Genomic DNA, 20534 nt, shown 5'->3' with positions numbered 1-20534 from the left:
TCGGACATGCCAACGCGAGCGTCACTACCCGGCACTACGCTCGCGCGATTGACTCCCTCGATGCCGAGGTGGCCGCTCACCTGGACAAGGTCGGACGGGCACGATCGGGCACGCAACGGGCACGGAAGTCCCGCACAAACGAGAAATGATCGGTGATCAAGGCTATGACCTGGTGCCCCCGGCAGGATTCGAACCTGCGACACACGGTTTAGGAATGGGTTGGTACCTGGTCGGAGGCTGGCCGGTTCACCAGCCCAAACACCGCGTCACCTCCCTGCCACTCTCTTGATCATTCCGCGTGTATTCCGGATCTTGCGGCAACAACGCGAGTTCGGCCTACCCGCATCGCTCTAGCCGTGGCACCGATGGTTCCGTACTCTCCACCGCCATGGGGAACCTTGCTGCGGCGGGCTTCGGCGCCCTCGCCAGCCTCGTCGTTGTAGCCCTTGGCGCTTGGCTTCAGGCCCAACGCGAGCGTCGGCACTGGCTCCGTGATCAGGAGCTTCGAGGGGCGGTCGACTACCTCACCAGCACGCGGTACTTGCTCAGCCAGTATCGGAAGGTGGGTGAGCTGGGCATGGATCAGGACGACCGACGAGAGTGGCGAAACCGCATGCAATCCGCGCGCTCGACTCTCAGCCTCCTGTGCAGCGCTCGGACGGTATCGCTGGCGAATGACGTTGCGGAGGCTCTCTACCACCTCGGCCCGGACTCTGACGAGGCTCAGAAGGCAGCCGCGGAGAGCGCCTTCCAGAACCTGGTTTGGCAACTGCGGAAGGAACTCGGCTCACCACAGCTCGACGGTTGACAGTCGGTTGAAGTGCCCGTTTGTCAACCCATGCACGTGACGCCTCGCTTACAAGCTGTGTGCGGCGCGTCCGTCTCCGTCTGGGGGCGGCCGTCAGCTCGGGGCAGCGTCCATCCCTGGTCTCGCCGGTGCGTTGGCGTCCGGGGCGGTGGCTGTCAGGGTTGCTGTCGACAGCTCCCCCGCTGGCAGGTTCAGCTAAGCCCGACCCCCGCCCGGGGGAGCCTGGTCGGCGTTGTCCTGGTACAGCTGGACAAGGCGCTCCGCCGTGCTTGGCTATACTCTGCCGCCGTGATTGAGGACGTGTCCGGCACGCTCCATGGGTGGATCTGGCGGTCCAACCTCCTGCCCTTCCTGAAGATGACATCGGATTTCGTCCGCTACAACTTCGGAAGTGAGGATGAGGATGCGGTCTTGACGGGCCTCGCCGACACGGACCCCGAGGCATCTCGCTGGTTCGACTATCAGCTTGCTGGCGAACTGCCGGTGACCTTGGGGCTCACGGGTGGGGAGGACGTCGTCTTGATCGATATAGACCTAGACGGGCTGACGGAACGCTTCGTAACCCAGATCGGGGTGCTCCTCGACGTCTTCAGCGTTTACCGCGTTTCAGAACAACCCGGCCTATGAAGATGCGTCGGCCCTGAAAAACGGCTCAGCGCTTCGCGTTCCGCGCCACCCAGAACACGATGAGCGCCGCGATGACGACGATCAGAAAGACGCATGCTATCCCCCCGATGATGCCCATATCGCCAAATTACCGTGTTGTGCACAGCGGGGGATTCGGTTTCGAGGATGCACCGGGGTCCGACTTCGAGGCGACACCCGCACGCGCCCGTCCAGCCTCGGCCGCCACCGTTGAGGTCAACGACTGATGTCAAGTCGCCGCCGCTGTCAGGCTCCCTGCGCGCTGAGGGTGACCCCCCGTCGGCGGGAGCCGGGTAGGTCGCACCAACGGCTCCGGCTGGGTGGCAGGGACTGTCGACACGCGCAGGGTTGCGGCCATCTGGTGATACCCGGCCACGGTTGTTGCTATGGGTTTCGCTGCCTTCTTGCTGCCTGGGCTGCCCTTCCGTCGGCCTCGGCGAGCCGCCAAGCCGGCGTGTCAGATTGCGACCGGGTGGCGCGGTTCGTAGAGACCGAGTTCGCCGCCACCGGGCAGCCGCAGCGCGGTGCGCAGCCCCCACCGCTCCTCGGTGACGGGGATCGTGAACTCGACGCCCTTCGCGGCCAGGTCGGCCATGGTCGCCGCGACGTCGTCGCACATGAGGAAGAGTTCGTGGGCCGGCTCGCCCTCGGTCGGGTGCATGGCGAGCTCGGCCGGCGGGAGCTTGAAGATGAGCCAGCCATGGCCGGCGTCGACGTGGTGGTAGCCGAGCGTGTCCCGGAAGAAGGCGCGGTCCGCCTCTGGGTCGCGGCTGTAGATGATCACATGAGCACCATTGATCATTCACCGACCATAATGCTGAGGCCAGCCGTGGCAACGCCAATCTCGCCACAAAATGCCACCGCCGCTCGCGCCGCCCCATCTGTCGACACCGGGGGCCAGGTTCCCGTAGCTGGGGCCATGAGCAGGGCGGGAAACCCGGTCCGGCCTCCGACGGACGGCCTCGTACGTTGATGAAAGAGACCACAACTGAGACCAGCAGAGCCAGGGCCGGCTTGAGCAGCGCCCAGGCACGCTTTCCAAGTCTGCTCATCCCCGTACGCGCTTGACCGGGTCGGTTCGCTACCACGGCGAACTCGACCAGTCGTTCGTCTACGGTCGCCCCCGCACGGTCACGAACGAGACGACAAGTGAGACGAAGACACGAGGGTGGCGTCGCTGCTTGACCTCGACGCTCATGGGATGTCAGTTACCGCTGCTATCGATCCGCGAGAGGTGCGAGCAGGTGCGATCCCCGTCGGGAGACCGGCTGGACCTGTCCGCCGGCTGCGCTCACAACTTTGTGACTGCGTCCTCGAACTTCTTCGCCTGCGACGGTTTCACCTTCCCGGTCAGCCGCACCAGGATCCGCCTGTCCGCCGGTCGATAGTGGTACTCGGTGCCGAGGATCTGAGCGCCCTTCAGGGCGTCCTGGATGTACGTCGATCGGGCGTCGGCGTCCCCTGCCGTCGCGAACACCTCGACCACCAGGCCGCGGTCGATGCCGTACTTCTCGGCGTCCTTGTCACCTCCCGGCACGTCCGCTGAGGCACGGGAGGTGTACTGCCCAGGGCGACCGAGCTTGTCATTGGGATCAGTGTTCTCGTCCTGTTCGGCGGTATTCGACAGCGGAAGCGCAGCAGCGGTGAGAGCCCTGACCACGTCCTTGGCGCCCATCGCCGGCTTCTCGCTGGGGCTCACGGGGGCGGCCGGCGTCGTGGCACTCGCAACCGTCGACGGCCCTGCAGCGGCCGGAGGCTGGCTGTTGCCACAGCCTGCCAGAGCGAGGGCCAGAGCAGCGACGGCGCTGGTTGTGGCGAGCTGGGAACGATACAACAGGACTCCTCAGTTGACTTGCCACGCAGAGGTCGTGCGGCCTCGCCATGATCCACAATTCGCGTTGGTCACGCCATCGTCCGCGCGGTCGATCAACTTTCGGCTAGTCGACGGACAATCGGTCCGGCTGGTACCACATGTCCCCAAGGCGGGAGGCTGCTCCTGGTCGTAGTCCTGGATCTATGGATTGACGGCGAGGCGGTTGCTGACGGCCCGGTGCGCAGGCCGCGAGCCTCGGCCGGCCGGTCGAGGGCTGTAGTGGTGCCGTGGGTTGCTGTACGTCCGTGCTGTACGGCGACCAAGTCGAGACGGAGCCTCGACCCCCGTCGGGGGGAGCCTGGTCGCCCATGTCAGGGAGTATCAACGAATCGCGTAGGTCGCGCTCCCGCAGCATCTGCTGATCGGGCTGATGATGCCGCTGTTGCGCCGCGGTGGGGTCACGCTGGGGTCCATGCTCTCGCCATCGCCAGCCGGGGCTTTCTTGCCGCGTGGCGTCGCGGCTTGCCCGAACCACTCAACGGCGCTACCGCCCTCGGGCAAGCCGGATGCCCATTTGGGTGCTTGGCAGTTCATCCGAGATTTCGCGGCGCCGTGGGCAGCCCCCATCGGCCACCGCCTCCTAGTCGACACCGCGCCAGTTGCGCGTCCCACCCGTCCCGCGAAGATAGCTATTCATCTTGACGAGCAATAGCTTCATGCGCGGTAAGGCCGCCAGCACCATTACAACAAACAAGGATAGATCGAGAGCCCATAGGGCCCAGCCGCCAAACGTTGTGAGCGCAGGAACGACGATGACCAGAGCAAAAAGGGAAGCGCCGGGGAAGAGTAACCCCATTGCAAGCGCTTTGAGGACGTAAGAGTTTGGCGAGTGGCGCCTATAGTAGCTTTCCCAGCTAAGCAGCCGGTCTTCGCCGGTTTGCTCGATAACTAGCGGTCGTAGGACGTCATTGACATAGGAACCAGCTAGCGTCTTATCTCGACCCTCTCCTAAGATTGCCAACTCGAACGCAGAACTGAGGATCGGAATAACCAACAACAAAGAGGTCCCTGATTTACCAGAAAGCACCAGGCCGACAGTGACTCCCATCGCAGTTACATAAAAGCTGACGAGGCTGATTCGAGCTAAATCCTTGTGAAGGATTTCCGCGCGGGCCGCATTGAATTCCGCAAGGATGATAGTAGTTATTCGATCTGCTGCAACTTTCTCGGATGATGGCTTTTCTCCCACGCCCCCAAGCTACTTGCTCGATGCAACAAGACCGGCTCCGCCATCCCGATGTATGCCAAGCTCCGCCAGCCGTCTCCGGCGGAGCTTGACCCGTTCCTCCCGAATTGCCAACAACGGCTTCTGATTGGGTTGCATCCGAGGTCCCGCAGGCTGTACCGGCCCGCAACGGAGCGGTGCGGTCGCCGTGGTTGCTGCACTTCCCTGCTGGACGCGTTGTCGCTCACCTTGGCCACCGGTTTGGCTGGCCGTTGCTCTACATCAATGCCGTCGGCCTTCCGACACAGCTGGGTCCGTTCGGCGGAGGGGCTAGGCGTAGTGCGACCGCCAGACTGACTTCCTGGCTTGCAGCCTTTAGAGCTTGCGAAAGAAGGACTGCAATGGAGCAGGCAGCGCTAGCAATCTCTATCATCGCGGTGGCACTGTCCGGACTCATCGGATGGAGAGCCCTGACCCTCGCGCGGCATGCGAATGCGGTGCCGACGTTGGTGGATCTCTTCGCCGAGCACAGAGGCGCCCACCTCAGCCGAGCCCGTCGCTTCGTGTACCGGGAATTGAGCAGCTTCGACCTAACGAAGGGGCTCGATGGTCTGCCCGACGAGGCACGCGAGATGGTCCGGGAACTCGGATGCTTCTACGACAACCTTGGCGCACTCGTTGCCCATGGGATAGTTGACGTCCATGCCGTTTCGGGCTACCTCGGCGGGTCGATCGTTCCAGTCTGGGAGGCGATGCTGCCGCTCGTCGAGGCCGAGCGCGCAACCCGGACCGTTCACTATGACCGGGAAAGATGGCAAGCCTACTTCCAGAACCTCTACCTGCTTGTCAAGGAGCAACCTCCAGGCGACGCCCGCATGCATCAATCCCTGTGGCGACTCAGCCGGTGACCCAGCCTCGATGTCGGCGGCCTGATTCCCGTCGACGAGCCGAGCTGCGAAGGCAGCTCGCCACAGCCTCCGATCCCTCGCTTGTAAGCTCTGTGCAGGTCGTCCGGCAGCGTCCGGCCACGTTCGCAACCTCGGACGATGATCCGTACTCGACTGCCGGCGGACACTCTCGTCCGGCGCGGTTGCTGTCGCCGTTGCTGTCAACAGCCACCGTCGCCTCGTCGCCGGACGCTGCCTTGCAAAGGCGGCTCGATGCAGTAAGCGCTTGCCGATCAGTCTCAACGACTGGCGTGGGAGTCGGGGACGGCGTCGTCCTGTGCCAGCGGATACCGTTGGCTGTCGTGCGTTTCGCTGATTTCTCGCTGACGAAGGACCTTATCGGGCTGGACCTGCGAGCACGGCGGCATCCTCCATCGCCCGCACACGCGGTCTGAACCTATGCCGATGCCCGGCGAGGTGATGCGGCATGAGACTCAACGCAACCGTCACCACCAGGACGCCAACCGGGATCTGGGCTGTTTGGCCGCAACCCGGGGCCGCTTAGGTACGTCTGCCCTGCACGTCGCAGTTCCACTTGTCAGAGGCTTTCGGCTGTAAGCCCTGCGTTGACTTCCCATGGGCCTTGTCGTCATCAGGCCTCGGCCGGTCGGTGTCGCCTTGCCGAGGCCCATCGTGTCCGCTCATGTCACTCCTTCCCGAGCTTCCCGGCTGGCTGCATCACCCGGCCCACGCGCTGGCTGCCTGTGCTGCCGAACAACTGCTGCGCTCCTAGCCCTTAGGGTAGAAGCCGCCGGTGCATGCGGGCTAGGATCGCCGGCCATCGCCGAGGTGGCGGCCCACGCCGGCCGCACGTCGTCCCGGCCACAGCACAAGCCGTCGCTCACGTCACGGCCGAGCGTGGCAGTCTGGTCCCTTCTTGATCCATGCGGCATGATTCCCGCATGACAGCGCTGCCGCTCCCTGAACTCTCCGCTGAGGCGCGCCGGGCTGCCGTCATGGCGTCCAAGTTCCCGCGGGTTCGCTACATGGGCTCGAAGTACAAGCTCGTTGAGCGGCTCGCGGCAGTCTTCAGCCAACTCGGTGGAAGCACTGCGATCGATGCATTTTCCGGCAGCGGTGTGGTTTCGTACGCCCTCAAATCTCTGGGTTACTCGGTAACCTCTAACGATTTCTTGAACTTCCCGGGCTTCATCGCACGAGCCGCTGTTGTTAACCAGGGTGACGCACTTTCAGACGAAGAGGTCGAGTCGATCTGTGGTACGCCCGCCGATGACCGTGACTTCATCCAAGATAAATTCGACGGACTCTATTTCACGGCCGACGACCGTAAGTTTCTTGACGGGGCTTGGTCTCATATTGAGCTACTGGAGGGGCATAAGCGAGACCTCGCAATTGCGAGCCTGGTCCTTGCGGCCGCACGGAAACAGCCACGTGGCGTCTTCACCTTCACCGACCTACGGTACGACGACGGCCGCAGAGATCTGCGGTTGAGCCTGAAAGAGCACTTCCGGGAAACAGTCAAGGCGTATAACGGCGTCGTTTTCGACAGTGGCCACGAGTGCTTCACCGCGACCGGCGATGTCTTCGACTTGCCAACAAAAGGCTACGATATCGCCTATCTCGATCCGCCCTATGCGCCACCGCGGGACGACAACTGCTACATCAAGCGATACCACTTCCTCGAAGGGCTTTCCGTGTACTGGCGAGGGCAAACAATCCTCGAAAACACGAAGACCAAGAAGCTGGCAAAGCGCTACACGCCGTTCTCGTATAAGCATAGCGTGGAAGACGCGCTCTTCAGGACCTTCAAACAGTTCCATGAGTCGACGATTGTTCTCTCATACTCGTCTAACGCGGTGCCAGACTTGGCCACAATCGAGAGGCTCTTGCGGGAGGTAAAAGAGAAAGTCGACGTGCACACACTTGAGCACAAGTACTCATTTGGCACTCACGCGACTGCCGCCCGGCGGAACGCGTTGGAGTACATCATCATTGGGCGTTGACCTTGACTATCATCCCCTCATTTGACGCTTATGTGGCAACCCTCGGCAGGCTGACTGCACACGTGGACCCCACAGCGTCCAGCCCAAACGCGATCCAGATAAAGAAGGCCGCTGACTCTCTGGCCGAACTTACCTCCATTAGCGCAGACGTCCTAGTTGACTGGGTGCAGGAGAATCCGAGAGCTGTCTACGCTCTCGGATTAGCGGCCGGACTTTCGCACGAGAAGCTCAAAAATTTCCTTAAGGACCATTTTAATACGCAGGGCTGGGTGCTTCTCGCGAAGAACCGCCCGCGCGATCTGATCGAAGTCATGGATCGTGAACTCGACCTGATCCGCTTAGTGGAGGTTCAACGCCGGCGCACGTATGACTTCGGCGACCTTCTTACAGCGCGCGCCGGGTCACGCGCTATCGCAGCTCGTGCAGGGCAGTCCGGACGTAAGGTAGAGGATGAAATTGAGCTCATTGCGCAAGATGTAGGGTTGAAATGCGAGCCTAGGACCCGCTTTGTGGGGCGGGCTGGCCGAGATGCACCCTGCGACTTAGCGATCCCGTCAGCGAAATCGCCCGTGATCGTGGTTGCAGCTAAAGGCTTCGACAGCACCGGCTCAAAGCTGACCGATGCGGTACGCGAGATCGTAGAGATGGCCGAGGTACGCCTCCCCACGCAGTTCGTTATCGCAGTTATTGACGGTATAGGCTGGAAGAGTCGCACGGCCGACCTACGGCGAATTTACGACCTTTGGGCCACCAAACAGATCGACGGCATGTATACGCTCGCGACCCTGGACGCCTTCAGGGACGACATCGAGCATGCTGCTCGCTTACGGGGACTTCTCTGAGGCGACCGGCCGAATTTCGCATCTCCGCCATCCCGATTCGCCTGTGGATGTCAAGCCCCGTCGGCCGCCGTCTCGTCGACGGAGCTTGGCTCCTCCTCCCGAAGGAACGATCCGCTACTACTTGCCTTCTGGCCTTTCCGCTGCCTCGGCGGCTTCGATCATGGCAGCCAACGCCGTTGGAAGCCGCCACTCCCGGCAAAGCTCCTCGTACATGCGGCCCAGGTTCTCGGCGCGGGAAAAGCATGCCCAGACCTGACTCAGGAAGAAGGCCACCGGGGCATTGTCGGCCGACATTTGCAGCATTGCAAAGCACTGACGCAAGTCCTGTTGAACATCTCCTAACGGTCTCCAGGTTCCGGGACCGGCCATCTCCCAGATATCTAACGCTAAGTCAGAGGCGAAGAACTGCTGAAGCATGTCTCCAACATCTGAGGCACGTAGCGCTCCCATAGTTGAGCCTTGCAGATGATCGGCATTATTGAGGGCGGCGTTGTACTCGTATCTCTGATATCCAAACGTCAGGAAAGCGGAAAGCAGCTTCGCCCGGCGAGCCAACAGCCTGACGTATGCAAAACTTGAGTTCCGATAATCCAGTCTATTAAATTCGGGGATACGAATTGTAGAGGAGGCTTGGCTTCGCCAGCGCACGTTCTCGGGCGTTAGTACCTTAGAAATGTAGTCGTTCAGGCAGACGAAATACACCTCTTGCGTCGATTCATCCACAATTAGCAGCAGGACGGGGATAGCAGCTCCCATCGACTCCACCGTCCGCAACTCCGGAGTCTCCAGCACCTGGCGGATTACCTCAATCTCCTCCTCCTCTGACGTTTCGTCGTACCGTAGCGGTCCCTTGGCTACATTGCCTCTGTGTCGAATCTTCAGCCTCCTAGAGCTCACGGATGAAGTAGTCTTCACTTGGGCAAATATGTGTTCGCCGTATGCGTCTGCATGCTCCGCGCCATCAGCCTCCGGCTCAAAAACTTCGATATGGAGGTCCAGGCCGTAGTCCGGCGTAATATCACGCACCACCCAGTGCGCGGGCAGCTTAGATTTTACGATCTTTATTCCCTCATCACCGCGGATTTGCGCGGTTACACGCCGTTTCGTTCTGCTCACGGTCCAATGCAACCAGGCCTTTGGCCTTAGGACAACAGCCCAATGGACACGGGCTCGACCTCTTTCCATCCCGTCTGCCATCGACCCGCTCTCGTGAGGAGCGGGCCGCCGCCCGGCCCGCCACGTCAAGCGGACCTTGACGCAGGTTCGGGCGCTGGCGGGTCGGGCGGCGGTCTGCTCGCTTGCCCGGGTCGATGGCAGACGGGATGGCCTACCGCAACCACCCGCGGACCGCCACCCGCCGGCGCAGCCAGGCCATCCCGGAGCCGGAGCGCCCCCGCCGGAGGCGCACTAACCGCAACCCCGAGACCGCCGCCAGCGCGCCGACGCGGCCGGCGTGCGCCCCCTAGCCGCGCGGGCTCGTGGCCGCGCGGCCCGGCCGGCTGCCGGCTCAACCTCTCGTCGGCCAACGCCTGTCGTTCAGCGGCGGCCCACCGGGTTTCCCGCTGTCCGCGCCAGCCGCCGGGCGTGTTGCGTGGCCGGAGCGGAGCGACAGCGGAGTGCAGGCCGCGCGCCCAGGCGGCGGCGCGTGCGGCCCGTCAAGGGCCGCCTTGAAGACGTACAGAAACTTTGCACAACATCGCCGGCAGTCCGGTGTCCGGTCTCGGGACCTGCGTGACACATCGTTATCAGGACCTGCGTGACAGCCAGCCGTGGCAACGGTCAGGCGGTCTCCCGAAGCGCTTGGGGGAACGTGGCCTCGGTGATGGACGCTGTACCGGCCATTGGCATCTGCTCGTGCATCGTGATCACATCGCCGGCTGTCAGACGTCGCCACCGTTCCGGGCTCAACGGTGCTAGACGAACAGCACCGCGCTCGCCGGGTTTGAGGTCCGGCTCGCGCTCGACCCAGATCCGCGCGACGTACAGATCCGGGTTGCCCGCGGCTGTCACGTCCCCGATGTCCCACAGCGGTCGAAGGCGCCCATCGCCTGGTATGGGCATGTGCCGGCCACCTGAAGCAGTGGACTCGACGAGCTGAAGGTCCGCGCGGATAACGCCGTGAAGCACTTCAAACCGACGCCAGTGACACCATCGCTCGGCTCTGTCGAGCTGCATCCCATGAGCGGCCTGGGCGCAGAGGTCCCAGAACGAGGTTTCGGCGGGGTGGACATCGCCAAGCTCCATGAGGATGTCCAGTGCCGCTTCCCAGTCATGGTGTCCGAGGTACTCATTCGCATCGGCCACCGTCCAGCCAGTGCCGCTCGTTGCTGACGCAGGGACGCGAGAGGCGGCCTGGCGAAGAAGGTCGGGGACATCCATGCCGTGATTCTCCAGCAAGGCCCGACGGTCCTGTCTCCGCGCAAGAGGCGGCCGGTTCGAGATCGTCTAGCCGGATGTGTCACTCACGTCCCGAGACTGATCTGTCACGCAGGTCCTGAGACCCGACATCGCCGGCAGTCCGGTGTCGTACTCCGCTTGATGCGTTACCCGGTGGCTTCGCTTGACGGGTGACTCCGGAGTCTGATGACTACCTGCGGTCCGGCCCGGTAAGGTGGCGCCTTCGGCGGGCGCCAGCTCCGGTCCTGATTGGAGTTCCCACATGGGTGAGTGGAGCACGATCACCTACCTGCGCACCGCCGACCTTGACCACGCCGAGCGCGCGGTCACCGCGCTATGCGCCGGCGAGGGATACGCGCCGCTTCCGCCGGGCACGCCGGCAGGGCGCGACACATGGCGGCCCGGACCGTCGTACGTCCAACCGCTGTGGACGATGGCGCTGATACCCGGCGCCGGCGAGTGGACCATGGTGATGACCCTCCCGCACGCGTTGCTCGGTACCCGCCGCCCCGGAGCCGACCGCCCACGGCTTGTCGACCTGGCGGTCGCGGCCGGGTGTGACGCGTTCACCTTCGACCTGTTCGACGGCACCGCCTGGGTGCTCGCCGAGGCGAACCCGCGCGGCGAAATGGCTCTGTCCGGGTTCCTCGACGACGATTGGCGGTACTTCGAGGAACCGCTCAGCGAGGACAACGCCGATGTCGGATTCCGGCTGCTGGACGTGCCGGAACCGCTACGCCAGGCCGGTAGGCGCGGCCTGATGTCGTTCCTCGATATCGGCGAGCTGGTGGTCGGCGACCGGTACCCGGACGAGTTCGGTCCCGCCGACCGGCCATGGAGCCGGCACTGGCTCTGGTACAACGGCGTGCAGGCGGAGCTGCAAGACGGCCGGGACATTCCCGTTCCGGGCGTCCGGGTGCGCTTGTTCGCGGCGTAGCACCCGGACCCGGCTACGGCATCCTGCACGGCGGCCCTCCGGCGGCTCGATGTCCACCCGCTGAGGCGAAGATCGTCTAGCCGGATGGGTAACGGATCAACTGAGCGCAATCCGTAACACATCAACTGGAGCCCGACATCGCCGGCAGTCCGGCCGGCCTTCCGGGTGACGACCGCCGCCGGTTGCCCGGGTCAGGCGTTGGTCGAAAGAAGGAGGGCTCGTAGCGCGATCGCCCGGGACTCGATGAGCTGCATGCGGAGCTGCCACTCCGCGGTTGCAGTCCAGTCGGCCTGTGCGGTGATCTGGTCGGGGTGCTTTCGGTACAGCAACCCTGGTTCGTCAATGAAGTACCCGTCGGCGATTACTGAGGCTGCGAGTAGTAGTCCGGTGTCCTCGCCGCCGGGTAGCGCCATCCAGCCGCCGAGGGCGAGCGCGAGTTCTCGTCGGATGCACAGCGTTGCGGGGTGCACAGGTAGCCGGTAGCCGTTGTTGTGAAAGTAGGACAGCACCTCGGCCCGGTCGAGTCTGCCTTCCGCCGGGTCGGCATGCTGCCAACTGACCGTTGACCCGTCAGGCATCAGGTCAAGGACGCTTGATGTTGTCCAGCCAATGTCAGGGCGAGAGCTAAGAACCTCGATCTCGCGTGCGAGGGCGCCGGGTGTGAGCTGGTCATCGGCATCTAGGACCCGCAGTAGTGAGCCCTGGCTCCGCGCCATCGCCATGTTGCGGGCGACTCCGGGGCCGCCCGCTTTGCCGGTCGCGCCCAGGACGCGTGAGTCTTGGGGTAGAGCGGCCTCGACATCTCCGGTGCGGCCATCCTCCTGAACGAGCCATTCCCAGTTCCAACCGTCGGGCATCTCCTGTGCCCGCAGCGACTCGTAGGAGTCCGCAAGGTAGGGGATGCTCGGCGCGTGGACCGGGGTGACTACGGAGATCAGCCTTCTCATTCCGACCACCTCGCCAGCTTCGTTGTGTAAACGAACTCAGTTCGGTCACCTGGAAGGACGACGTTCGACACCTCGACCACGCAGTCGCGCGTGTCGATAGAAATCTTTCGGAGGATCAGAACTGAGACCCCCGGCGGCAGATTCAACGCCTCGGCTTCCTCCGGCCCCGGAGGTCGCGCAGTGATCTCGTCAACGATCCGATCTAGCTCGATCCCGATGCTGAGGAGCTGGTTCTGCGTTCCGCCCGGCCACGGCTCGTTGTGAGCATCAAGGAGCGCTGGATTCTCGGCAACGACGTCGTACACCATGTATGAAGTGTTCAGGCTCAGTGGCGCGTTCTCTCGTCGTGAACCTGTTCGGTAGACGCGCTCAAGCATCTTGGCACCGACCGGGACGCTGAATAGTCGGCCCAGCTCGACGGTCGCGGGAACTGTTCGGTACTCCGCCGAGAACTCAAGGTCCTGCATGGTCAGTCCTGTGTCGCGTTCCGTCGCGCCCGTGCGACGTCTCTGGGACTCGGGTAGCCGGGCGCGGTCCTTCTCCCATTGGTACCGCTCCGGCGATCGCCGCACACGCTGGCGTGGTGCCCGAACGAACGTGCCTCGTCCGTGGCGACGATCTACCAGCCCTTCGGCCTCTAGGGCGTCCAGGGCTTGCCGCACGACCGGAAGGCTGACCTCGTAGTCGGCCTTCAACGTCTGTTCGTTCGGCAGCTTGAATTCCGGTGCCAGCTCGCCGGAATGAATCTTTTCCCGCCAGTCTGCGGCGATTCGCTCCCATTTAGCCACGGCTTCACACTCCTTCGCGTCACCACCGAGTTTAGGTCTTCATGAAGTCTTGACGCGAGACATCCACCGTCGTACGTTGTCTTCACGTCTTCATGAAGACATGACGACGACGGAGTGCGCCGACGAACGGTGCCCCAGCAGAAGGAGACAGCCTTGAAGCTGTACGTGGACACCACGAGCAAGCAGGTGACGGCGTCGAAGGACCCGGAGCCGAAGAACGACCAGAACGGCAACCAGAAGTCCGAGAAGAACACGGGCCGGCTCATGTGGTCCACCCAGGTCTTCGTGCTCGACGAGAACGGCGGGGAGGTCATCACCATCACCACGGCGGGAGAAAAGCCGAGCGTGAAGGTGGGCGACTTCCTGGCCGTCGAGCAGTTGGAGGCCATTCCGTGGGCGACCAACGGGCGCAACGGCGTCGCGTTCCGGGCGGTCTCGCTGAAGCCGAAGACTGGTTCTCCGGCCAAGTAGGTCCCTCGCACCGCTGTGCTGTGTGAGCCGCAGGTGTCCGTGGCTCGCGAAGCGGCCTGATGGTCCGCTGAACCCATCCACACCAAGGGTCCGGGAGTGCTTCTGACTCCTACATTCCCGAACCTGGTCATCACCGGTGGTGGTGGCATCCCCGCAAGAGCTGGCGCGGGGTCGGTCTGACTCCTACATCACCCGACCCCGTGCCTTCCAACTCATCCCAACCCAACTTGCACTTGGGAGGACTCGTCGTGTCCAAGTCTAGCCCCCGCCGCTTCGCCGGCAGGTCAACCGGAACGGTGACGGTCATCGAGGCCAAGGTCCACCGTTCCTCCGCACGCAACGCCAAGATGGCGTTCATTCTCACGGCGGTCATCGTCGGCCTTCTGTCGGCCGTGGTGGCCGCTTCCTACATCCACCCGATCCTCGCCGTCTTCGTCGGCGCGCTCATCGGCGTACCGACCGGCGGCCTCGTCTGGGTGCTCGTCCGCGTCTGGCCGGTGATCCGGCTGCTGTGGTGGTGGAGCCTCGAAACCGCCATGGCGGTTCTGCTGCTCACCGCGTGGGTGCAGCTGGCCAACCACACTCCAACCCTGGTGACCCTGCTCGTGGTCGCCCTGGTCGTCGGCGTCCCCGCCGCCATCCGCCCGATACGCCGCCAGATCAAAGCCTGGACCTGGTGCCTGATCGTCCGGCACCGCCTGCGCGTGTGCTTCGCGCAGTTCATCATCGCCAACCAGTCCGGCAGCCTGCCGCTGATCCTGTGGGCACGCCCCACCCCCGTCGGCGAACGCGTCTGGGTCTACCTGCGCCCCGGCCTGTCCGCCAAGGACCTGGAAGGCCGCCTCGACAAGATCGCGGTCACCTGCCACGCCTCCACCGTGCTCATCGAGCGCGCTTCGGAGAACAACGCCGCCTACCTGCGGTTCGACATCAAACGCCGCGAGGTGCTGACCGCCCACGTCGCCTCCCCGCTGGTCGACGTGATCGACCCGACCGCACCCGTCTCGGCATCGCCGCTGACGGTCCCCACCGCCCTGGACCTGCCGGACATCGACGCTCCGACGATCAGGATTCCGACCCAGGGCAAGCCGGCGAAGAAGCCGGCCACCACCGCCAACGGCAGCAAGCCCGCGGCTTCGTCGTCGTCCGTGCCGGACGACGACACCTCCGACTGGATCTGACCCACACCCACCCGGGACGCGAGGAGTCGACTTCGGCTCGTTCGTGTGGCTCCTCGCGCCCACAACGCCCAGGAGGGCACCCATGACCACCACGACTCCCACCACCGCTGAGGCGGTGCCGGTGGGTCCTGGCCTGTCGATGTTCGACCCGATCTTCATCGGGATCGACGAGTTCGGCCAACCCGTCTACCTCGACGTCATCTACCGCAACCTGCTCACCGCAGGTGAACCCGGCGGCGGTAAGTCCGGCCTGATCAACAACATCTGCGGCCACGCCGCTCTGTGCGACAACACCCGCCTCGTGCTCTTCGACGCCAAACTCGTCGAACTCGGCCCCTGGCGCGACCTCGCCGACGCCTTCATCGGCCCCGACATCGACCACGGCATCGACGTCCTACGCCGCCTCCTGGTCGTGGCCACCAACCGCCACGCCTGGCTCCTGGCCAACCGGCGCCGCAAGCTCGCCGACGGCGACGGCATGTCCGTCATCGTCACCATCATCGACGAACTCGCCATGTTCTCCACCGTCCTCGGCACCAAGCAGCAACAGGAGGAGTTCTCCACCCTCCTGCGAGGGCTCGTGTCCCTCGGTCGGGCCTGCGGCATGCCTGTTGTCGCCGCGACTCAACGGCCGTCGTGGGACATCATCCCCGCCAGCCTGCGGGACCTGTTCGGCTACCGGGCCGCGTTCCGCTGCACGTCGCTGAACAGCTCGAACATCATCCTCGGTCAGGGCTGGGCCGAGCAGGGCTACACCGCCTCCGACATCTCCCCAACTAACCAGGGCGCGGCCTACCTCCTGGCCGAAGGCGGCGTTCCCCGCCGCATCAAGGCCGCCTACCTCACCGACACCGACATCTACAACATCGCCGACTACGCCGCCTGGACCCGCCGCCCCACCTCGGGCAGCAGCAGCCCGGCGGTCAACCCGACCGAGTGGGAGATGGCGGCATGACCACCCGCGAACGCGCCTACGCCAAGGCCAACAACCAGCACGCCGCGACCTTTACCGAACTGTGGATCGTCGGCCGTCCCGAGGACATCGCCGCCATGGTCCGCGTCGCGTCCGCTAGCGGCCGACTCGTCTACGTCTCCGCGCCGACCCTCGTGGGCGGCGACGACAACCGCCACCGCCGTTACCTGCGGCTGCGCACCCACTGATCGGCCGACAGGACCGGGACTTCGCCTGGCAGCAACTGCCGGTCCTGCCGACCACCAACCAACAGCCCCGAAAGGACGTGGCTGCCATGAAGGCTACCCACAACCCACCCACCCCCGCGCCGGTCAACACTCCTGCTGACCTGCTGCGGATGGCTGCCCTCTACCTACGCCGGCACGGCTGGACCCAGGGCACCTACTACGACATCTACGAGCCCGCCGACTACCTCACCCCGCCGGCCTGCGCCGCCGGAGCTATCGGCATCGCCTGCGCCGGACACCGCGTCGAGCACTTCTCGCAGCTCGACCCCGACGCCCTGGCCGACTACCTCGCCACCCTCGGCGCGTTCGTCGACTACCTCGACACCACCGCCCCGGTCTTCCTCGTCGACATCGACGGCTACCTGACCGACGAGCACACCTCGCCCTACTCCTGGAACGACGACCCGGCCCGCACCGCCGAGCAGGTCGTCACCGCCCTCGGCGCGGCTGCTGATGAGTGGGACCGCCTCCACAACCAGGGAGGCGAGCTCTGATGTTCACCGTCAAGGCGTCCTTGACGCACACCCCCCGACGGAAGCGCCGTGAGGTCGTCGAGAACGACGCCTTCGCCGCGTTCGCCCGGCGCATCATCCGCGCCCACGGCCGCCGCGTCGCCACCGGCGACGTCGAAGCACTCCGCGACCTGGTCGCGCTGTCCTCGGTCATTGACGACGCCATCGGTGAGGCCGTGATTGGCCTGCGGGCGTTCGGCTACTCCTGGTCAGAGATCGGTACCCGGCTCGGCATCTCCAAGCAGGCCGCCCAGCAGCGCTGGGGAGACAAGCCATGACCGACCTTCGCAGCGTCGACCTCGACGCCCTGACCGACCGCACCGGCATCCGGGTCGAGTTCTACGACCCGCTCGGCACCCGCTACGGGTTCCCCACCTTCCCCTACCACTGCGCCCCGGACGGCCTGGCCACCGTGCGGCAGCTCCGCGCCGCCGGCCTGCGCCCCGCAGGGCAAACCCCGGTCGCCCAGATCCTCTGGCGGCACCGCAGAAACCGTCGAGTCGCCTACCTCTACCGCCTCGACATGGCCGCACCCAAGCGCACCGCCACGCCCGCCCAGCGGGAGGCCATCGCCAAAGCGCTTCGCGCCCGCCGGACCTGCCGCGTCTGCGCCCAGGTCAAGCCCTACTACATCCCCCGCCGCTACGGCGAATGCCTCGACTGCCACGAAGGGAACCCGTCGTGAGCTTCCACCTGTCTGACCCCTGCCTGTGGTGCATCGAGGGCAGCTCGCCCGCCGGCATCCACGACATCCTCGGCCCGGTCTACAAGCCCTGCCCCGTCTGCCTCGGCCCCTACGCCCTCTGCGAGGGCGACGGCCTGTTCCCGGCCGACTTCGCCTGCCTGCCCTGCTTCCGCGAGCAGATGGCCACCCTCGGCCTGGCCCCCGTCATGTGCGCCCACTGCTCCGGCGTGGTCGACCTCATCCCCCTCGACATCATCCCCGCTCCGGAGGTGACTCCCCATGTCGAGCACTGACCCCAGCGCCGTCACCGAACAGTTCGCCGCCGAATACGCCCGCAACGCCGTGCCAACCATGCTCAAGGCGATCGGCTCCATCAAGCGCTACAACCGGTTCGTCTTGCTGGGTGCGCTGCTGACCAGCTACCTGCACCAAGCCCACTACCTGTGGGCGCAGAACGCCGGCTACTTCGCCTACCTGGTGCCGCTGATCTTCGACGCGGCCATGGTGTCCATGCTGACCGTCGTCCGCACCTCCGGCATCGCCAAAGACGCCAAACGCGGAGCCCTGGTCGTCTTCGCCGCCGCCGCACTGCTGTCGGCCACCATCAACTTTGCTTCCCCGGGCAGCCTCGGCCTGCGACTGGTCTTCGCGCTGGTCGTCGTCCTCGTCATCGGCGTCGAACTCGTCGCCGGACGCATCCGACCCGACTTCGCCGCCATCCAAGCCGAAGCCGCCGCCCTCCTCGCCGCCGTCAACGACCTCACCACCACGGCACCGGCCACTGAGCCGACCGACACCCCGGCCACCCCGCCGGCCGTCGACACCACTCCGGCCGCTGCGCCGGTCGTCGACAACCCGCCGGCACCCATACCGGCCGCCATCCAGGCACCCGCCTTCACCCCGATCCCGGTTGCCCGGCCTGAGGTGCCGGCGCACCTGATGCCCACCGCCCGGTTCGTCATCGGACGGCACGAGCAGAGCACCGGCCGACCCATCACACCGGATGAACTCGCCGGCCTGCTCTCGGTCACCCCGGACATCGCCCGGGAACTGCTGCACACCATCACCGGCCACACCCCGGCCGTCAACGGCACCCCCGTTGGTGGTGCCCGATGATTCACGTCGTCGACATCGAGCAGGTCACCCACACCTGCCCGGCCTTCTCCGAGGCGCACCCCTACGACACCCGACGCACCGTCATCCACGTCATCCCCGGCGGTCCCTGCCGGACTCCGGTCACCATCCGCTGCGGCGCGACGACCGCCACCATCGCATGTCACCGGCACGAACCGGCCGAGCGCCAGTGCGGCGCCTGCCGCATCATCGTCACCCAACACACCATCACCACCCGACACCACGAGGTCGTCGGCTGATGGATTCGACGCTGGACCTCACACCCCGTGCCTCGGCCCGGGGTGTGGGCTCGAACGCCGACACCACCAGTCCCTACGTCGGCTACACCGCCGCCGGCTCCGCGTTCACCCGCGCACGGCAGCCGGACTACTTCGGCTGGCTGGAACACGTCCGCGCCGCCGCCGGCTGCACCCGTCCCATCCGGTTGGCCGGCCAGCTCCTCACCGTTGAATCCGCCACCGGCCGGCTCCTGGACGCCCGGCACACCGACGCCATGCCCGACGCCGCGATCTACAAGGCGTGTGGCAACCGCCGCGCCACCGTCTGCCCGACGTGCGCCACCGTCTACCAACGCGACGCCTACCAACTGCTGCGCGCCGGCCTCGTCGGCGGCAAAGGCGTCCCCGAAACCGTCTCCCGGCACCCGGCGGTGTTCGCCACCTTCACCGCCCCGTCCTTCGGCCCCGTGCACGTCCGCGCGGTCAAGCGCCACACCTGCGCCAACCGCAAACGCTGCGACTGCCGCCCCGACCCCTGCCACGCCCGCCGCAGCACCGACCCGACCGCCGGCCTGTGTTCCCACGGTCGCCCGGCGGTGTGCTGGGCACGCCACGAACCGGCAGACGCTGTCCTCGGCCAGCCGCTGTGCCTGGACTGCTACGACCACGACCACCAGGTCGTCTGGAACGTGTTCGCAGGCGAACTGTGGCGGCGCACCAAGCAAGCCGCGGAACGCCACCTCGCCCAACTCGCCCGCCGACGCGGCATCCCCCCGGCCCAGATCGTCACCGCCTCCGGCAAGGTCCGCACGGTCGCCCCGGTCCGGCTGTCCCACGGAAAAGCCGCCGAGTTCCAAGCACGCGGCGCAGTCCACTTCCACGCCCTGGTGCGCCTCGACGGCGTCGACCCCACCGACCCCACCGCCGTGATCCCACCACCGGTGGTGTTCACCGCCGCCGACCTCGACGACGCCATCCGCCACGCCGCCAACCAGGTCGACTACACCACCCCCACCCACCCCGACCAGCCCGCCGGCTGGCCGGTCGCCTGGGGCACCCAGCTCGACATCCGCCCCATCAGCCTGACCGGAAGCGGTGAGGTCACCGACGGCATGGTCGCCGGCTACCTTGCCAAGTACGCCACCAAAAGCACCGAGGTAACCGGGCACCGCTCCGTCAGGCTTACCGCCGACACCATCGGCGACTACGCCGACCCCGACGGCGACCACACCGCCCGCCTCATCGACGCCTGCTGGCGCATCGGCCGACCGGTCGGCACACCCGTCCCGCTCTCGCAGCGGCCCCGGGACCACCGGCCGACACCCGGCTTCGCGAAGCGCTGGGAATGCCCCGACTGCGGCACCCACACCCGCTACGCCGCCTGCCCCGTCTGCGTCGCCCACCGTCAAGCCGCCCTTGACGCCGAACCCACGAAACCGGCGACGGCCAACCCTTACGCCCGGCTGCGCCGGTGGGCGCACATGCTCGGCTTCGGCGGCCACTTCCTCACCAAAGCCCGCCGCTACTCGGTCACCTTCCAACTCCTGCGCGACACCCGCGTCACCTACCGACGCAACGACGACCAGGACCAGGACGCCAGCGAGGCCATCAAGGCCGCCGACCACCCCGGCGACACCACCCTCATCGTCGGCACCCTCACCTTCGCCGGCGTCGGCTGGCACACCACCGGAGACGCCCTGCTTGCCAACACCGCCGCCGCCATGGCGCGTGCCCGACAAGCCACCGGCCGCGAAGAGCTCGCCCATGAACTCAGCACCACCCACGCCAGCACGACGCCGGTTGCCGCTTGATCCGAACCA

The 20534-nt window shown here is 65.5% G+C and carries 24 protein-coding genes; 17 read left to right on the top strand and 7 right to left on the bottom strand.

Features of this window, described 5'->3' with window-relative positions:
* Nucleotides 1-388: 388 nt before the first annotated feature.
* Nucleotides 389-808, top strand: coding sequence for a hypothetical protein (locus tag ACFYPS_RS06100; protein ID WP_387323089.1), 420 nt, complete (start codon nt 389-391; stop codon nt 806-808).
* A 288-nt stretch (nt 809-1096) separates the two neighbouring features.
* Nucleotides 1097-1435 (top strand): hypothetical protein, encoded by a 339-nt coding sequence (locus tag ACFYPS_RS06095; protein ID WP_387323087.1) that lies wholly within the window; start codon nt 1097-1099, stop codon nt 1433-1435.
* A gap of 475 nt (nt 1436-1910) precedes the next feature.
* Here the strand turns inward: ACFYPS_RS06095 and ACFYPS_RS06090 are convergent, their stop codons facing one another.
* From ACFYPS_RS06090 to ACFYPS_RS06080, 3 genes are all read right to left on the bottom strand, one after another.
* Complete coding sequence (locus ACFYPS_RS06090) at nt 1911-2255, bottom strand: VOC family protein (RefSeq protein WP_109801669.1); 345 nt, start codon at nt 2253-2255, stop codon at nt 1911-1913.
* A 489-nt stretch (nt 2256-2744) separates the two neighbouring features.
* On the bottom strand, nt 2745-3287 hold the full coding sequence (locus ACFYPS_RS06085) for a hypothetical protein (protein ID WP_387323085.1): 543 nt from the start codon (nt 3285-3287) through the stop codon (nt 2745-2747).
* Between the two features lie 619 nt (nt 3288-3906).
* Nucleotides 3907-4515, bottom strand: a complete 609-nt coding sequence (locus tag ACFYPS_RS06080; RefSeq protein WP_387323083.1) for a hypothetical protein — start codon at nt 4513-4515, stop codon at nt 3907-3909.
* Nucleotides 4516-4892: 377 nt separating this feature from the next.
* On the opposite strand from ACFYPS_RS06080, the gene ACFYPS_RS06075 reads away from it, so the two are divergent.
* From ACFYPS_RS06075 to ACFYPS_RS06065, 3 genes are all read left to right on the top strand, one after another.
* Nucleotides 4893-5399 carry a hypothetical protein gene (locus tag ACFYPS_RS06075; RefSeq protein WP_387323081.1) on the top strand — a complete coding sequence of 169 codons (507 nt, stop codon included), beginning with the start codon at nt 4893-4895 and terminating at the stop codon, nt 5397-5399.
* A gap of 941 nt (nt 5400-6340) precedes the next feature.
* Nucleotides 6341-7402: a DNA adenine methylase gene (locus ACFYPS_RS06070; RefSeq protein ID WP_387323079.1), complete on the top strand. Its 1062-nt coding sequence runs from the start codon at nt 6341-6343 to the stop codon at nt 7400-7402.
* The gene (locus tag ACFYPS_RS06065; protein ID WP_387323077.1) at nt 7399-8244 is read left to right on the top strand and encodes a hypothetical protein; all 846 of its coding nucleotides are present in this window, start codon (nt 7399-7401) and stop codon (nt 8242-8244) included. The genes ACFYPS_RS06070 and ACFYPS_RS06065 overlap by 4 nt, the downstream gene beginning before the upstream one ends.
* Nucleotides 8245-8361: 117 nt before the next feature.
* On the opposite strand, the gene ACFYPS_RS06060 is transcribed toward ACFYPS_RS06065, so the two are convergent.
* Nucleotides 8362-9360, bottom strand: coding sequence for a DUF4365 domain-containing protein (locus tag ACFYPS_RS06060; protein ID WP_387323075.1), 999 nt, complete (start codon nt 9358-9360; stop codon nt 8362-8364).
* Between the two features lie 663 nt (nt 9361-10023).
* Entirely contained in the window at nt 10024-10623 is a 600-nt protein-coding gene (locus tag ACFYPS_RS06055; protein WP_387323073.1) for a hypothetical protein, read from the bottom strand.
* A gap of 280 nt (nt 10624-10903) precedes the next feature.
* Between ACFYPS_RS06055 and ACFYPS_RS06050 the strand changes: the two genes are divergently transcribed.
* A complete protein-coding gene (locus ACFYPS_RS06050) occupies nt 10904-11578 on the top strand; it encodes a hypothetical protein (protein ID WP_387323071.1) in 675 nt (224 codons plus the stop codon).
* Between the two features lie 191 nt (nt 11579-11769).
* Here the strand turns inward: ACFYPS_RS06050 and ACFYPS_RS06045 are convergent, their stop codons facing one another.
* Both ACFYPS_RS06045 and ACFYPS_RS06040 read right to left on the bottom strand, forming a co-directional pair.
* Nucleotides 11770-12525, bottom strand: a complete 756-nt coding sequence (locus tag ACFYPS_RS06045) for a glycosyltransferase family 2 protein (RefSeq protein WP_387323069.1) — start codon at nt 12523-12525, stop codon at nt 11770-11772.
* On the bottom strand, nt 12522-13313 hold the full coding sequence (locus ACFYPS_RS06040; RefSeq protein ID WP_387323067.1) for a GntR family transcriptional regulator: 792 nt from the start codon (nt 13311-13313) through the stop codon (nt 12522-12524). The genes ACFYPS_RS06045 and ACFYPS_RS06040 overlap by 4 nt, the downstream gene beginning before the upstream one ends.
* Before the next feature lie 153 nt (nt 13314-13466).
* Between ACFYPS_RS06040 and ACFYPS_RS06035 the strand changes: the two genes are divergently transcribed.
* The 11 genes from ACFYPS_RS06035 (at nt 13467) to ACFYPS_RS05985 (ending at nt 20525) form a co-directional block, all read left to right on the top strand.
* Entirely contained in the window at nt 13467-13784 is a 318-nt protein-coding gene (locus tag ACFYPS_RS06035; RefSeq protein ID WP_088951025.1) for a hypothetical protein, read from the top strand.
* A 296-nt stretch (nt 13785-14080) separates the two neighbouring features.
* The gene (locus ACFYPS_RS06030) at nt 14081-14965 is read left to right on the top strand and encodes a hypothetical protein (protein ID WP_387323583.1); all 885 of its coding nucleotides are present in this window, start codon (nt 14081-14083) and stop codon (nt 14963-14965) included.
* Nucleotides 14966-15047: 82 nt separating this feature from the next.
* The gene (locus ACFYPS_RS06025; protein WP_387323065.1) at nt 15048-15920 is read left to right on the top strand and encodes an FtsK/SpoIIIE domain-containing protein; all 873 of its coding nucleotides are present in this window, start codon (nt 15048-15050) and stop codon (nt 15918-15920) included.
* Nucleotides 15917-16126: a hypothetical protein gene (locus tag ACFYPS_RS06020; protein WP_355601483.1), complete on the top strand. Its 210-nt coding sequence runs from the start codon at nt 15917-15919 to the stop codon at nt 16124-16126. Before ACFYPS_RS06025 ends, ACFYPS_RS06020 begins: the two co-directional genes overlap by 4 nt.
* 86 nt (nt 16127-16212) lie before the next feature.
* Nucleotides 16213-16659, top strand: coding sequence for a hypothetical protein (locus ACFYPS_RS06015; RefSeq protein ID WP_387323063.1), 447 nt, complete (start codon nt 16213-16215; stop codon nt 16657-16659).
* Entirely contained in the window at nt 16659-16955 is a 297-nt protein-coding gene (locus ACFYPS_RS06010; protein ID WP_387323061.1) for a hypothetical protein, read from the top strand. Before ACFYPS_RS06015 ends, ACFYPS_RS06010 begins: the two co-directional genes overlap by 1 nt.
* Entirely contained in the window at nt 16952-17362 is a 411-nt protein-coding gene (locus ACFYPS_RS06005; RefSeq protein ID WP_387323059.1) for an RRQRL motif-containing zinc-binding protein, read from the top strand. Before ACFYPS_RS06010 ends, ACFYPS_RS06005 begins: the two co-directional genes overlap by 4 nt.
* Complete coding sequence (locus ACFYPS_RS06000) at nt 17359-17655, top strand: hypothetical protein (protein ID WP_387323057.1); 297 nt, start codon at nt 17359-17361, stop codon at nt 17653-17655. The genes ACFYPS_RS06005 and ACFYPS_RS06000 overlap by 4 nt, the downstream gene beginning before the upstream one ends.
* Entirely contained in the window at nt 17642-18478 is an 837-nt protein-coding gene (locus tag ACFYPS_RS05995) for a DUF2637 domain-containing protein (protein ID WP_387323055.1), read from the top strand. Before ACFYPS_RS06000 ends, ACFYPS_RS05995 begins: the two co-directional genes overlap by 14 nt.
* A complete protein-coding gene (locus tag ACFYPS_RS05990; RefSeq protein ID WP_387323053.1) occupies nt 18475-18735 on the top strand; it encodes a hypothetical protein in 261 nt (86 codons plus the stop codon). Before ACFYPS_RS05995 ends, ACFYPS_RS05990 begins: the two co-directional genes overlap by 4 nt.
* Entirely contained in the window at nt 18735-20525 is a 1791-nt protein-coding gene (locus ACFYPS_RS05985) for a replication initiator (RefSeq protein WP_387323051.1), read from the top strand. Before ACFYPS_RS05990 ends, ACFYPS_RS05985 begins: the two co-directional genes overlap by 1 nt.
* Nucleotides 20526-20534: the final 9 nt, after the last annotated feature.

Origin of the sequence: Micromonospora sp. NPDC005087 (genome assembly GCF_042872965.1) — a bacterium.
In the GTDB taxonomy this organism is placed as follows: Bacteria; Actinomycetota; Actinomycetes; order Mycobacteriales; family Micromonosporaceae; genus Micromonospora.
Note: the sequence above shows the minus strand (reverse complement) of the source record. Positions and strands in the feature narration are given on the sequence as shown.